14 protein-coding genes, 1 tRNA gene and 1 pseudogene are annotated in these 14,465 nt (G+C 66.0%); 8 read left to right on the forward strand and 8 right to left on the reverse strand.

The features are described 5' to 3' along the window. Together G3N62_RS29730 and ccsA are read right to left on the reverse strand one after the other, a co-directional pair. Positions 1 to 68: pseudogene (locus G3N62_RS29730) on the reverse strand (deaminase); the annotation flags it as partial. A 13-nt stretch (positions 69 to 81) separates the two neighbouring features. After that, a complete protein-coding gene (ccsA, locus tag G3N62_RS29735; RefSeq protein WP_034186377.1) occupies positions 82 to 975 on the reverse strand; it encodes a cytochrome c biogenesis protein CcsA in 894 nt (297 codons plus the stop codon). Positions 976 to 1,064: 89 nt separating this feature from the next. Between ccsA and ffh the strand changes: the two genes are divergently transcribed. Continuing rightward, a complete protein-coding gene (gene ffh / locus G3N62_RS29740; protein ID WP_034186376.1) occupies positions 1,065 to 2,432 on the forward strand; it encodes a signal recognition particle protein in 1,368 nt (455 codons plus the stop codon). Between the two features lie 95 nt (positions 2,433 to 2,527). Then, entirely contained in the window at positions 2,528 to 3,079 is a 552-nt protein-coding gene (locus tag G3N62_RS29745) for a hypoxanthine-guanine phosphoribosyltransferase (RefSeq protein WP_124670809.1), read from the forward strand. An 82-nt stretch (positions 3,080 to 3,161) separates the two neighbouring features. Here the strand turns inward: G3N62_RS29745 and G3N62_RS29750 are convergent, their stop codons facing one another. Next, entirely contained in the window at positions 3,162 to 3,764 is a 603-nt protein-coding gene (locus G3N62_RS29750; RefSeq protein WP_034186374.1) for a MarC family protein, read from the reverse strand. 21 nt (positions 3,765 to 3,785) lie between these two features. Further along, entirely contained in the window at positions 3,786 to 5,522 is a 1,737-nt protein-coding gene (locus G3N62_RS29755) for a proline--tRNA ligase (RefSeq protein ID WP_049030429.1), read from the reverse strand. Between the two features lie 218 nt (positions 5,523 to 5,740). Here G3N62_RS29755 and G3N62_RS29760 point away from each other — a divergent pair, with 218 nt between their 5' ends. Both G3N62_RS29760 and G3N62_RS29765 read left to right on the forward strand, forming a co-directional pair. Beyond that, entirely contained in the window at positions 5,741 to 6,388 is a 648-nt protein-coding gene (locus G3N62_RS29760; protein ID WP_034186372.1) for an RNA pyrophosphohydrolase, read from the forward strand. Between the two features lie 13 nt (positions 6,389 to 6,401). After that, the gene (locus G3N62_RS29765) at positions 6,402 to 7,010 is read left to right on the forward strand and encodes a CNP1-like family protein (protein WP_034186371.1); all 609 of its coding nucleotides are present in this window, start codon (positions 6,402 to 6,404) and stop codon (positions 7,008 to 7,010) included. Positions 7,011 to 7,113: 103 nt separating this feature from the next. Here the strand turns inward: G3N62_RS29765 and proB are convergent, their stop codons facing one another. The 4 genes from proB to rplU all read right to left on the reverse strand — a co-directional run bounded on the left by proB (position 7,114) and on the right by rplU (position 10,222). Next, complete coding sequence (proB, locus tag G3N62_RS29770; protein WP_034186370.1) at positions 7,114 to 8,232, reverse strand: glutamate 5-kinase; 1,119 nt, start codon at positions 8,230 to 8,232, stop codon at positions 7,114 to 7,116. A gap of 90 nt (positions 8,233 to 8,322) precedes the next feature. Continuing rightward, a complete protein-coding gene (gene obgE, locus G3N62_RS29775; protein WP_034186369.1) occupies positions 8,323 to 9,435 on the reverse strand; it encodes a GTPase ObgE in 1,113 nt (370 codons plus the stop codon). A gap of 187 nt (positions 9,436 to 9,622) precedes the next feature. Continuing rightward, positions 9,623 to 9,886 (reverse strand): 50S ribosomal protein L27, encoded by a 264-nt coding sequence (rpmA, locus tag G3N62_RS29780; protein WP_006476999.1) that lies wholly within the window; start codon positions 9,884 to 9,886, stop codon positions 9,623 to 9,625. 24 nt (positions 9,887 to 9,910) lie between these two features. Next, a complete protein-coding gene (gene rplU, locus G3N62_RS29785; protein WP_027783472.1) occupies positions 9,911 to 10,222 on the reverse strand; it encodes a 50S ribosomal protein L21 in 312 nt (103 codons plus the stop codon). Positions 10,223 to 10,432: 210 nt separating this feature from the next. Between rplU and G3N62_RS29790 the strand changes: the two genes are divergently transcribed. The 4 genes from G3N62_RS29790 to G3N62_RS29805 form a co-directional block, all read left to right on the forward strand. Beyond that, a complete protein-coding gene (locus G3N62_RS29790) occupies positions 10,433 to 11,428 on the forward strand; it encodes a polyprenyl synthetase family protein (protein WP_031398933.1) in 996 nt (331 codons plus the stop codon). 180 nt (positions 11,429 to 11,608) lie between these two features. Next, positions 11,609 to 11,685 (forward strand) — tRNA-Pro (locus G3N62_RS29795). A 141-nt stretch (positions 11,686 to 11,826) separates the two neighbouring features. After that, the gene (locus G3N62_RS29800) at positions 11,827 to 13,119 is read left to right on the forward strand and encodes an HlyC/CorC family transporter (protein WP_175027950.1); all 1,293 of its coding nucleotides are present in this window, start codon (positions 11,827 to 11,829) and stop codon (positions 13,117 to 13,119) included. Positions 13,120 to 13,202: 83 nt separating this feature from the next. After that, positions 13,203 to 14,465: ATPase, T2SS/T4P/T4SS family (locus G3N62_RS29805; protein ID WP_206141382.1), on the forward strand; the 1,263-nt coding region annotated here is incomplete at its 3' end.

The following is a 14,465-nucleotide window of genomic DNA, read 5'->3' on the forward strand; positions in this document are numbered from 1 at the left end:
CGGCGCAGCTTGCGCGCGAGCCACGAACCCGCGAAGAAGAGAAGGATCAGGAGAAGAATCTGTCGCATCGGAAACCTGCGGTCAAACCACGGAACGGTGCAGCAGCACCTCGAAAACGAACCGGCTGCCGACATACGCGAGCAGCAGCGCGGCGAACGACACGAGCACCCAGCGCGCGGCGCCGCGGCCGCGCCAGCCCGACGTCTTGCGGGCAACCAGCAGGCCGCCGAACATCAGCCACGACAGGATCGCGAACACGGTCTTGTGGTCGAGCCGCAGCGCGCGCGCGTCGATCTGCTCGCTAAACAGGATGCCCGACGCGAGCGTCAGCGTGAGCAGCACGAAGCCGGCGCCGATCAGGCGGAACAGCAGCTTCTCGAGCGTGAGCAGCGGCGGCAGCGTTTCGAGCCAGCTCGCGATCCAGCCCGTCGAGCCGTCGCGCCCGCCGCTGCGCAGCGACTGCAGCCGCCGCTCGACCATCAGCATCAGGATCGCGTGCAGCGCGGCGATCGCGAACAGCCCGTACGCGATGTTCGCAATCAGGAAGTGCAGCTTGAACAGCGGTGCCGCGGCATAAGGAAGCACCCGCACGCCGCCGAACACGAGCGGCAGCAGCGACGCGCCGCACGCGAGCGGCAAGACCAGCAGGCGCAGGCTGTCGAGCGGAAAGAAGAAGCTCTCGATCCAGTAGATGCCGGCGCCGAGCCAGAACATCGCGGACAGCGCGAACGCGAAGCCGAACACCATCGCGTCGTTCGGAAAGATCGTCATGTGGAGCAGTACGCCGTGCGCGACGAGCGCGGCGAACAGCAGCGCGCGGCCGGCCCCGCTCATCCCCGACGCGGCGGACGCGGGAACCGGCACGGCCGGCACGCTCGCGACGAGCGGCGTCGCACCCTGGCGGTGCGTGCGCCAGCCTGCGACGGCGAGGCCGCCGTACAGGAATGCGGTGAGGGCATACAGTACAATATCCATGTTCGAAGTTTACACTAGGCCCCCTTCCCGCGACGGCTCCCTTTGTTCGGTTCCGCCGCGCCTTCGGGCCCCACTGTCCATCGCTCCCCATGCTCGACAATCTCACTCAACGGATGGCGCGCGTCGTCAAGACGCTGCGCGGCGAGGCCCGGCTCACCGAGGCGAACACGCAGGAGATGCTCCGCGAGGTGCGTCTCGCGCTGCTCGAGGCCGACGTTTCGCTGCCGGTCGTCCGCGAATTCATCGCCAAGGTCAAGGAAAAGGCGCTCGGCGAAGAAGTGATCAGCAGCCTGTCGCCGGGCCAGGCGCTCGTCGGCGTGGTCCAGAAGGAACTGACCGCCGTGATCGGCGGCGACTACGAAGGCAAGGCCGCCGAGCTGAACCTCGCGGTCACGCCGCCCGCCGTGATCCTGATGGCCGGCCTGCAGGGCGCGGGCAAGACCACGACCGCCGGCAAGCTCGCGAAGCTGCTGCGCGAGAAGTACAAGAAGAAGGTGCTGACCGTGTCGTGCGACGTGTATCGCCCGGCCGCGATCATGCAGCTGAAAACGGTGAGCGAACAGGTCGGCGCCGACTTCTTCCCGTCCACGCCCGACCAGAAACCCGTCGACATCGCAATTGCGGCCGTCGACTGGGCGAAGCGCCACTACCATGACGTACTGATCGTCGACACGGCCGGCCGCCTCGGTATCGACGAGGCGATGATGCAGGAAATCGCCGCGCTGCACGGCACGCTGAAGCCGGCCGAAACGCTGTTCGTCGTCGACGCGATGCTCGGCCAGGATGCGGTCAACACCGCGAAGGCGTTCAACGACACGCTGCCGCTCACCGGCGTCGTGCTGACCAAGCTCGACGGCGACTCACGCGGCGGCGCCGCGCTGTCGGTGCGCCACATCACGGGCAAGCCGATCAAGTTCGTCGGCGTCGCCGAGAAGCTCGACGGCCTGGAAGTGTTCCACCCCGACCGGATGGCGAACCGGATCCTCGGCATGGGCGACATCCTCGCGCTCGTCGAGGAGGCACAGCGCGGCGTCGACGTGCAGGCCGCGCAGAAGCTGGCCGACAAGGTCAAGAAAGGCGGCGACTTCGACCTGAACGATTTCCGCGCGCAGATCTCGCAGATGAAGAACATGGGCGGCCTGTCGTCGCTGATGGACAAGCTGCCCGCGCAGTTCCAGCAGGCGGCCGCCGGGGCCGACATGGGCCAGGCCGAAAAGCAGATCCGCCGGATGGAAGGCATCATCAGCTCGATGACGCCGGCCGAGCGCGCCAAACCCGAAATCATCAAGGCGACGCGCAAGCGCCGCATTGCAGCCGGCGCGGGCGTGCCGGTGCAGGAAGTCAACCGGATGCTGAACCAGTACGATCAGATGCGTACGATGATGAAGAAGCTGAAGGGCGGCAACATGCAGAAGATGATGCGCGGCCTGAAGGGCATGATGCCCGGCATGCGCTGATTCCGCCCGCCGGCCGGGCGCGCGGGTTTTTGCTGTAGCGCGCGCCCGCCGTTCTGCTTCATTCTTATTTGTATACCGACTGCCCGCCAGAACACATGAACCGCGAAGAAGCCCTCCACATTTTCAACCACTCCGAAGAGATCGTGTCGGCCGATGCCGTCAACGCGTCGATCTCCACGATGGCCGACGCGATCCGCGCCGAGATCGGCGACGCGTTCCCGCTCGTTCTCTCGGTGATGGGCGGCGCCGCGGTGTTTACCGGGATGCTGCTGCCGCATCTCGATTTCCCGCTCGAATTCGACTACATCCACCTGACCCGCTACCGCAACACGACGCAGGGCAGCCCGGAAATGCACTGGCGCGTCGCGCCGCGCGAATCGGTGAAGGACCGGATCGTGCTCGTGCTCGACGACATCCTCGACGAGGGCGAGACGATGGCCGCGATCCGCGACCGGATCCTCGACATGGGCGCGCAGCGCTTCATGTCGGCCGTGCTGTGCGAGAAGACGCTCGCGAAGGCGAAGCCGCTGCACCCCGACTTCTGCGGCTTCTCGGTGCCGGACCGCTACGTGTTCGGCTGCGGGATGGACGCAAAGGGCTACTGGCGCAACCTGCCGACGATCCGCGCGCTGACCGCCGACGTCTGATCGCCGCCCTGCCGGCCCCATAAGAAAAGCGGCGCGCCGGTTTCCCGGCGCGCCGCTTTTTTTCGTGCGTACGCGGCCTGCCCTACAACTGGTGCACGAACGCGCGAATGCCGGCCAGCAGCATCTCGACCGAGATCGCGACGAGCACGAGGCCCATCAGCCGCTCGAACGCCGCGACCGTCCGCTCGCCGAGCCATTGCTGGATCCGCTCGGCCAGCACCAGCGTGATCGCGCAGACGAGCATCGTGACCGTCAGCGCGCCGGCCCACTCGAGCATCTTGCCGGGCGCCTGCGACGTCAGCAGCATCACCGTCGCCAGCGCGGACGGCCCGGCGAGTGCCGGAATCGCGAGCGGCACGATGAACGGTTCGCCGCCCGCGCGCGGATCGCTGCCGAGCGCGCCGTCCGGGTGCGGGAAGATCATCCGCAGCGCGATCAGGAACAGCACGATCCCGCCGCCGAGCCGCAGCGACAGGTCGGTGAGGCTCATCATCCGCAGGAAGCGGTCGCCGACCACCATGAAGAACAGCAGGATCACGAACGCGATCCCCACTTCACGCAGGATCAGCTTCACGCGCCGCTCGCGCGGCACGTCCCGCATCGCCGAAATGAACAGCGGGATGTTGCCGAGCGGATCGGTGATCAGCACCAAGAGCACGGTGGCCGACAGGAACGTGTATTCCATCGTGTCCCCCGGGCGCCGAGCTTAGCGTGCGAGCGCGGCGCGGATCTTCTCCGCGACCGTCGCCGCAGCCGCGTCGGCCGGCAACAGCGTCGCTTCGGCGTCGCGGCGGCCCTGGTACTCGATCTTGCCTTCCTTCAGGCCGCGCTCGCCGATCACCAGGCGGTGCGGCACGCCGATCAGTTCCCAGTCGGCGAACATCACGCCCGGGCGCTCGCCGCGGTCGTCGAGGATCACGTCGATGCCGGCCGCGACGAGTTCCGCGTACAGCTTGTCGGCCGTCTCGCGCACCATCTCGCTGCGGTCATAGCCCATCGGACACAGCACGACTTCGAACGGCGCGATCGACTCGGGCCAGATGATGCCCTTGTCGTCGAAGTTCTGTTCGATCGCCGCGCCGAGAATGCGCGTGACGCCGACGCCGTAGCAGCCCATCAGCATCGGCTGCGGCTTGCCCGACTCGTCGAGGAACGTCGCACCCATCGCTTCCGAATACTTGGTGCCGAGCTGGAACACGTGGCCGACCTCGATCCCGCGGCAGATGTCGATCACGCCCTTGCCGTCCGGCGACGCGTCGCCCTTCTTCACGTTGCGCACGTCGGCGACGTCCGGCTCCGGCAGGTCGCGGCCCCAGTTCACGCCGGCGATGTGATAGTCGACCTCGTTCGCGCCGACGACGAAGTCGCTCATGTTCGCGACCGTACGGTCCGCGATCACCTTCACGGGCTTCTTCGTGCCGACCGGGCCGAGGTAGCCCGGCGGCGTGCCGAACCACTCGACGATTTCCTGTTCGGTCGCGAAGCGGTGGTTCTTCAGGCCCGGCAGCTTCGACACCTTGATCTCGTTCAGGTCGTGGTCGCCGCGCAGCATCACCAGCCAGATCGTCGGCTCGGCGCCTTCGTTGTCGGTCGCGAGCACGATCGACTTGATCGTGCGCTCGAGCGGGATCGCCAGCAGTTCGGCAACGGCTTCGCACTTCGCCTTGCCGGGCGTCGCGACCTTTTCCAGCGCTTGCGCCGGCGCCGCGCGTTCGGCGATCAGCGGCAGCGCTTCGGCCGCTTCGATGTTCGCCGCGAAGTCGGAGGTCGGGCAGTAGGCGATCGCGTCCTCACCGGTGTCGGCGATCACGTGGAACTCGTGCGAGAAATTGCCGCCGATCGAGCCGCTGTCGGCCGCGACCGCGCGGAACTCGAGGCCGAGGCGCGTGAAGATGCGCACGTACGCGTCGTACATCTTGCGATACGACTCGTTCAGGCCGGCCGCGTCCTTGTCGAACGAATACGCGTCCTTCATGATGAATTCGCGGCCGCGCATCACGCCGAAGCGCGGACGGATCTCGTCGCGGAACTTCGTCTGGATCTGGTAGAAGTTCACCGGCATCTGCCGGTAGCTCTTGATCTGGTTGCGCGCGATGTCGGTAATGACTTCCTCGTGCGTCGGCCCGATCACGAAGTCGTTGTCCTTGCGGTCCTTGAAGCGCAGCAGCTCGGGGCCGTACTGTTCCCAGCGGCCCGATTCCTGCCACAGCTCGGCCGGCTGCACGGCCGGCATCAGCAGCTCGATGGCGCCCGCCCGGTTCATTTCCTCGCGCACGATCGCCTCGACCTTGCGAATCGAACGCAAGCCGACCGGCAGGTAGTTATAGATGCCGCCGGCGACGCGACGGATCATGCCGGCGCGGACCATCAGCTTGTGGCTGACGATCTCCGCGTCGGCGGGAGCTTCTTTCAGGGTGCCGATAAAGAAACGGGAAGCTTTCATGCGGACGGTTCCAAAAACGGCGCCCCCAGGCGGGGCGCCCGAAAAAGTTTCAAGGTGAAAAAGCTGCGCGCGACGAACGACGATGGCGCAGATGACGTAGCAGACTAATCAGGGACAATTCAGTCGGTGCACCCCGCGCGGTTTCGCTCCGTCACGGTGCGCAGCGCCCGTTATCTGTTTATAATCAAAGCAATTTTAAAGGATTCGAAGGTGGTTGTATGCTGGATCGTGAAGGCTTTCGCCCGAACGTCGGCATCATCCTCTTGAACGCGCGCAACGAGGTGTTTTGGGGCAAGCGGCTCCGCGAGCATTCCTGGCAGTTTCCTCAAGGTGGGATCAAGTACGGCGAGACCCCCATGCAGGCGATGTACCGGGAACTGCACGAGGAAACGGGCCTGCATCCGGAACACGTCAAGATAATCGGCCGCACTCGCGACTGGTTGCGTTACGAGGTGCCTGACAAGTTCATCAAACGCGAAGTACGCGGTCATTACCGCGGCCAGAAGCAGATCTGGTTCCTGCTGCGGATGGTTGGACGCGATTGCGACATTTGCTTGCGCGCGACCGATCACCCGGAGTTCGATGCGTGGCGCTGGAACGAGTACTGGGTACCGCTCGATGCGGTGATCGAGTTCAAGCGGGATGTCTATCAGTTGGCGCTGACGGAACTGTCGCGCTTCCTGCGCCGCCCGGCGCAGCGAGCCGAGAAGCCGCGCGGGCCGCGAATGTCGCGCTATCCGCGCGTCATTGGCGTACAGGCCCAGCAGACGCTGACGATTGTCGACACATCGGTAGTGTGTTCGGAGATCGAAGTGGAGGCGAGCACGCTCGACGAGATGCCGCCCCACGTGATCGTCGGCAAATGACGAGTCGGACTGCATGACCGGGCGCGACCATGGTGTCGCGCCCTTTTTTTACGAGGAATGCATATTGAAAGCGATTGCTCTCGCGCTCGCATCGATCGCCGCGATGGCTGCCCTGGCCGGCTGCGCGAATTCGAAAGCGCCGTCCAACAAGGATGACAGCGAGTTCGTCTATCTGCTGGACCGCCAGGGGAACTGGAAGGAAAACACGGTCGACACGCTGCCGCCGCTGCCGCAAACGGGCGACCTGCTGCCGTTCAACGTATCGCAGAACACGCCGCTCAAGTTCTTCGTCGACGCGAAGTCGCTCGACGTCGGCTCCGATGGCGTCGTGCGCTACGCGGTCGTCATCACGAGCCCGGCCGGCGCGCGCAACGTGAACTACGAAGGCATCCGCTGCGACACCTACGAATGGCGCCAGTACGCGGGCCTGAACTCGGACCACAACGGCTGGGATCGCACGGTCGAGAACGACTGGCGGCGCATCGAGAACGGCGAACTGAACGCTTACCACTCCGCGCTGTATCAGGACTACTTCTGCTCGAACAAGATGCCGCAAGGCTCGACCCGGCAGATCCTGGAAAACATCCGGTTCCACCGCACCGCGATGACGCAGTTGCGTTGACGGCGCACGGTGCGGGCCCTCCGCATCGCATGCCACTCGAAAAAGCCCGCGTCGCGCGGGCTTTTTCACTGGACTGCCTGGACACCCGAAACCTGGCCGGCGATCACACCAGCACGAGGTTGTCGCGATGGATCAGTTCCGGCTCCAGCATGTAGCCGAGCACCGCCTCGATCTCGCCGCTCGGCTTGCGGTGAATCAGCTTCGTTTCCGCGCTGCTGTAGTTCGTGAGCCCGCGCGCCACTTCGCGCCCGTCGGGGCCGACACACGCGATCACCTCGCCGCGCGCGAACGCGCCCTGCACGTCGATCACGCCGATCGGCAGCAGGCTCTTGCCGCCGGCCGTCAGCTTTTCGACCGCGCCGGCGTCGATCACGACATGGCCGCGCACCTGCAGATGGTCGGCCATCCATTGCTTGCGCGCCGCCATCCGCGCGGTACGCGCGATCAGCTGGGTGCCGATCGCCTCGCCGGCCGCCAGGCGCACGAGCACGTCGGCCTCCCGGCCGCTCGCGATCACGGTGTTCGCGCCGCTGTGTGCCGCACGCTTCGCCGCGAGGATCTTCGTCAGCATCCCGCCGCGACCGAGGCTCGAACCGGCGCCGCCGGCCATCGCCTCGAGCTCCGGCGCGCCCGCATTGGCCTCGGCGACGAGCGTCGCGTTCGGGTCCTTGCGCGGATCGGCCGTGAACAGCCCGGTCTGGTCGGTCAGGATGATCAGCGCATCGCCTTCGATCAGGTTCGCGACGAGCGCGCCGAGCGTGTCGTTGTCGCCGAACTTGATTTCGTCGGTGACGACCGTGTCGTTCTCGTTGATGATCGGCACGACGCCGAGCCGCAGCAGCGTGAGCAGCGTCGAGCGCGCATTCAGGTAGCGCTCGCGATCGGCCAGGTCGGCGTGCGTGAGCAGGATCTGCGCGGTGCGGATGTCGTGCTCGGTGAAGCGGCTCTCATAGACCTGCGCGAGCCCCATCTGGCCGACCGCCGCGGCGGCCTGCAACTCGTCGATTTCGCGCGGCCGCTTGCTCCAGCCGAGGCGCTGCATCCCTTCCGCGATCGCGCCCGAACTGACGAGCACGACTTCCTTGCCCTGCGCGCGCAATGCGGCGATCTGGGCTGCCCAGCGGCCGATTGCAGCATGATCGAGCCCCTTGCCGTCGTTGGTCACGAGGCTGGAACCCACCTTCACCACCAATCGCTTCGAATCCGCGATGATCGAACGCATCCTGCACTGTCTCCTGTATCTGATGCCTGCCCGGCAGGGCGCGATTGAACGCCGACGCCGGGCGGCACGCCCGGCGCGTTCCGGAACCGCTCAGGCGTCGTCGCCCGGCGCCGCACCGCCGTTCGCCGGCGGCGCATCGCGGAAACGCACGTCCGCCGCGAGATCTTCCGCTTCCGCCGCACGGTGTGCGTCCGAATGCTCGGACAGGTAATCGTAGATCGCGTAGCACAGCGCTTCGCAGCCCTGGCCCGTCAACGCCGAAATCTCGAACACGGGGCCGTCCCAGCCGAAACGGTCGAGGAAATCGGCGACGCGCGCCTCGCGCTCGTCTTCCGGCACCATGTCGAGCTTGTTGAGCACGAGCCAGCGCGGCTTTTCGTACAGCGCTTCGTCGTACTTGCGCAGCTCGCCGACGATCGCGGTGGCTTCCGCGACCGGATCGACGCTTTCGTCGAACGGCGCCAGATCGACCAGATGCAGCAGCACGCCGGTGCGCTGCAGGTGGCGCAGGAACTGATGCCCGAGGCCCGCGCCTTCGGCCGCGCCCTCGATCAGCCCCGGGATGTCGGCGATCACAAAGCTCTTGCTCGGGCCGACCCGCACCACGCCGAGGTTCGGCGCAAGCGTCGTGAACGGGTAGTCGGCGATCTTCGGCCGCGCGTTCGACACCGACGAGATGAACGTCGACTTGCCCGCGTTCGGCATGCCGAGCAGACCGACGTCGGCGAGCACCTTCAGCTCGAGCTTCAGCATGCGCCGCTCGCCCGGCTTGCCGTCCGTCTTCTGGCGCGGCGCACGGTTCGTGCTCGATTTGAAATGCAGGTTGCCGAGCCCGCCGGCACCACCCTGGGCAAGCATCACCTGCTGGTCGTGCTCGGTCAGGTCGGCGATCAGCTCGCCGGTATCCATGTCGCTGATGATCGTGCCCACCGGCATGCGCAGCGTAACGTCGTCGCCGCCCTTGCCGTAGCAATCCGAGCCGCGACCGTTTTCGCCGTTGCGCGCGAGATGCTTCTTCGCGTATCGGTAGTCGATCAGCGTATTGATGTTGCGGTCGGCGATCGCGTAGACGCTGCCGCCCCGGCCGCCGTCGCCGCCGTCCGGCCCGCCGAACGGGACGAACTTCTCGCGGCGCATCGACGCGCTGCCATCACCCCCGTCTCCGGCGATGACTTCGATTCGTGCTTCGTCAATGAACTTCATTCGTCACTCCGCCCAGTATTTCCGCTATTGTGCCGCGCGCCGGCACGCTTGAACAATCTGCCGTTCGGCCGATCGTACGCCGGTTGCGCGAGGGTCGCCGGCCCGCGCATGCGCCCGGCGACCAAATAAAAAAAGGCCCCGCGAAGACTGCGGGGCCTTTCGGCTACGAAGCCCGTGGGTGCCTGACTTAGGCAGCCGCCGGGACGACGATGACCAGATGCTTCTTGTCCGCGCCCTTCGTCGCGAACTTGACGTGACCGTCGACCAGCGCGAACAGGGTGTGATCCTTGCCCATGCCGACGTTCTCGCCTGCGTGCATGCGCGTACCGCGCTGACGCACGATGATGCCGCCGGCATTGATTGCCTGGCCGCCGTACACTTTCACGCCGAGACGCTTCGACTCGGAGTCGCGGCCGTTCCGGGAAGAGCCGCCTGCCTTTTTGTGTGCCATCTGATTGCTCCTTTACCGAGGCGCTTACGCGTTGATCGCGTCGATGCGCAGCTCAGTGTAGTTCTGGCGGTGGCCGCCGTGCTTTTGGTAGTGCTTCCGGCGACGCATCTTGAAGATGGTGACCTTGGCATGACGACCGTGCGACACAACGGTGGCCTTGACGGAAGCCCCACTGACCAGCGGCGCACCGAACTTAATCGATTCGCCTTCGCCCACTGCGAGAACCTGGTCGAGCGTGATTTCAGCGTCAATGTCAGCCGGTATCTGTTCTACTTTGAGTTTTTCGCCAACGGCAACCTTGTACTGCTTGCCGCCGGTTTTTATGACCGCGTACATTGAGAACCTCACTCTGGATCCAATTTTTCCGCACACCACGCGCGGAAAACACGTGATTATACATGGGGTTAGCACCGAAGTCAAAACCGATCGACGATTGCCGCGCACAAGCCCCGGCCGAACGGCCAAAATCACGGCTGCGGCACGTCTGACAGACCGGGATTTCGCGGATTCGACTTATAATCCGCCGCATCACCCAATTCCATCATCATGTCGTCGTCCACCGCCTCCCCCACCCTCAGCGCCGCCCACCTGCTCGCTCCGATCACCAGCGACATGGAGCAGGTAAATCGCGTTATCCGGCAAAGCCTCGCGTCCGACGTGCTGCTGATCAACCAGATCGCCGAGTACATCATCGGTGCGGGCGGCAAGCGGCTGCGTCCGGCGTTGCTGCTGCTCGTCGCCGGCGCGCTCGGCGAAACGTCGCACCAGCGGCACGTGCTGGCCGCCGTCGTCGAGTTCATCCACACGGCCACGCTGCTGCATGACGACGTCGTCGACGAATCCGAGCTGCGCCGCGGCCGCCAGACCGCCAATGCGCTGTTCGGCAACGCGGCGAGCGTGCTGGTAGGCGATTACCTCTACTCGCGCTCGTTCGAGATGATGGTCGGCGTCGGCAAGATGCGCGTGATGGAGATCCTGTCCGAAGCGACGACGATCATTTCCGAAGGCGAGGTGCTGCAGCTCCTCAACATGCACGATGCGGACGTCGACGAAACGCGCTACATGCAGGTGATCCGCTACAAGACGGCCAAGCTGTTCGAGGCGTCGGCCCGCCTGGGCGCCGTGCTCGCGGGCGCCGATGCGCCGACCGAGGCCGCCGCCGCCGAATACGGGCGCCGCATCGGTACCGCGTTCCAGATCATGGACGACTGGCTCGACTACGCAGGCACCGTCGAGGCCATGGGCAAGAACGCCGGCGACGACCTGCGCGAAGGCAAGCCGACGCTGCCGCTCATCTATCTGATCGAACGCGGCACGCCCGAGCAGTCGGCACTGGCGCGCGAAGCGATCGAACAGGGCGGCACCGATCGTTTCGACACGATCTTCGACGCGATCACGCGCTCCGGCGCACTCGATCACACGCTCGAATGCGCGCGTCAGGAAGCGCAGGCCGCAGCAGCCGCGATCGCCGCGTTCCCCGATTCGATCTACAAGGAGAGCCTGCTCGCGCTGTGCTCGTATTCGACGTCGCGACAGTCGTAAGCCGATCGCGTGCGTCGCCGCCACGGCTGCGACGACGCACCGTCGACACGGGAAATTCACCTGTCTCGAAAATTTTCTTCTCCAAGGCCTTCCCTTTTTAAAGAAACGTCGTTATAGTTATGTTCTTGCTCGACGACGCAGCGGTCTTGAAGAAGACGGCAAAATCGGAAGAGTCCAAATCGGGGTGTAGCTTAGCCTGGTAGAGCGCTACGTTCGGGACGTAGAGGCCGGAGGTTCGAATCCTCTCACCCCGACCAGATTTGTAAAAAACCGTGCACCGTGTGCACGGTTTTTTTTTGCCCGGCCGCCTCAGGCCCCATGTGTCGCGCACGACACATCGCGGTCGCCGGCCTCTGCTATATTCCCTCCATCCCTGTCCTTCACTGCCCATCCGACGCGTGGACCAAATTCCCTTATGGGCGCAAATCGGCGCCGTCTTCCTGCTTCTCCTCTGCTCCAGCTTCTTTTCGATTTCCGAGACCGCGATGATGGCGCTCAACCGCCATCGGCTGAAGCATCTCGCCGGCCAGGGCGCGCTCGGCGCGAAAACCACGCAAGGCCTGCTCACGCGCACTGACCTGCTGCTCAGCGTGATCCTGATCGGCAACAACCTGTTCAACACGATCATCCCGGTCCTGACGACGTCGCTCGCGCTGCATACGTTCGGCCGCAACAACCTCGCGCTGTCGATCGCGACCGGCATCGTCGCGTTCCTGATCATCGTGTTCGCGGAAATCGCACCGAAGATCGTCGGCGCGACCTTCCCCGAACGCATCGCCCTGCCCGCGAGCCTCGTGATCGCGCCGCTGATGCGCGTGTTCAAGCCGGTCGTCTGGTTCGTCAACGCGCTCGCGAACGGCGTGCTGTGGGCGCTGCGCATCAACACGAAGAAGGGTCGCGACCAGCGGATGTCGGCCGACGAGCTGCGCGCCATCGTGCTCGAGTCGAGCAGCTTCATGCCGACCAAGCACCGCAGCATCCTGCTCAACCTGTTCGACCTCGAGAACATCACGGTCGATGACGTGATGGTGCCGCGCCGACAGATCGAGTCGCTCAACTTCTACGCGCCGCTCGACGACGTCCTGCACCAGCTCGAAACCTGCTATCACAACCGGCTCGTCGTCTACGAAGGCGACATCGACAAGGTGCTCGGCGTGCTGCACGTGCGCAAGACGCTGACCGCGCTCCACAATCAGGAGTTCGACCGCGAGACGCTGCGCACGCTGCTCGCCGAGCCGTACTACGTGCCGTCGGGCACGCCGGTGGTCCAGCAGCTCCAGTTCTTCCAGGAAACGCGGCAACGCACCGCGCTCGTCGTCAACGAGTACGGCGAGCTCGAAGGGCTCGTCACGCCCGAAGACATCATCGAGGAACTGATCGGCGAATTCACGACGTCGATGCCGCGCAGCGAACGCGCGGGCGGCTGGGACGAGAACGGCGAATGCATCGTGTCGGCCAGCATGCCGCTGCGCGAACTGAACCGCTGGCTGCACCTGAAGCTGCCGACCGACGGTCCGAAGACGCTGAACGGACTGGTGCTCGAAATCCTCGAGGAAATTCCGGAAGACGACGTGTGCCTGAAGATCGGCGACGTGATGCTCGAGGTGATGCGCAGCGACGATCAGGCCGTGCGCACCGTCAAGCTCTTCAAGCCGCGCGGCGCGCGCACCGCACGCGCCGCCACCCGCTAGCCGAACGGCCGACTGCCGGCACCGCCCGCGACGCGCGACCATCTGCAGGTCACGGTCAACAGGCGGCCAGCGTGCCGGCTCACATGCCTTTTCCTCCTTCCGGGGCGCCGCTGCGCATGCAGCCGCCGCCCGCCCGCTCCGCCGCGCCGCCTGCCGCCGTGCCTCACGCACTCGACGCGGCCCAGCTCGACGATGCGCCGGCCGTGCGGCTGCTGACGGACACGCTGCACGCGGCACGCGTGCGCGATGCATCCGACATCCACGTCGAGCCGTTCGAAACCGGCTGGCGCATCCGCCTGCGTATCGACGGCGTGCTGCACGACCACGCGCGGCCGCCCGCGCACCTGCGCGACGCGCTCGTCACGCGAATCAAGGTGCTCGCGCGCATGGACATCGCCGAGCGGCGACTTCCGCAGGACGGCAGGCTGCGCATCGCGATCGACGGCGGCACGCGCGGCGACTATCGCGTCAGCTCGCTGCCGACGCTGTTCGGCGAAAAGCTCGTGCTGCGGCGCCTCGACACGCTGCCGCCCGATCTCACGCTCGCCCGTCTCGGCTTCGACGCGCAGCAGGCCGCCGCGATGGAGGCCGCGATACGCGCGCCGCATGGCCTCGTGCTCGTCACCGGCCCGACCGGCAGCGGCAAGACGCTATCGCTCTACTGCGCGCTGCAGATGCTCGATCGCGACGCGCACAACGTCTGCACGGTCGAGGATCCCGCCGAGATCCAGCTCGACGGGATCAACCAGGTCGGTGTCGCCGAAAAGGCCGGGCTCACGTTCGCGACGGCGCTGCGTGCGCTGTTGCGGCAGCATCCGGACATCATCATGGTCGGCGAGATACGCGATGCCGAAACGGCCGACGTCGCGATCAAGGCCGCGCAGACCGGCCATCTCGTGCTGTCGACGCTGCACACGAACGACGCGCCGGCCGCCATCGCCCGCATGCTCGATATCGGCGTCGCGCCGTACAACCTCGCGGCCGCGCTGCAGCTCGTCACCGCGCAGCGCCTCGTCCGGCGCCTGTGCGTCGCATGCCGTGTCCCGTCGGACGCACCGGCGCGCGGGCTGCGGGAAGCCGGCTGCGACCCGGCGGCGCTGGCGGCCGGATGGCGGCCGTTCGTCGCGCGCGGCTGCGCCGCCTGTCACGGGATCGGCTATCGCGGCCGCATCGGGCTGCATCAGACGATGCCGGTCTCGCCGGAACTCGCGGAGCGCATCGTCGCGCGCGCAAGCGTCGGGGCGCTCGCGCAATGCGCGGCAGCCGAAGGCGTGCGCAACCTGCGCGATGCCGCATTCGCACGCGTGCGGGACGGCACGACGAGCCTCGCGGAAGCCGTCGCCGCC

It is taken from the genome of Burkholderia sp. Tr-20355 (genome assembly GCF_017104685.1).
GTDB lineage: Bacteria > Pseudomonadota > Gammaproteobacteria > Burkholderiales > Burkholderiaceae > Burkholderia > Burkholderia seminalis.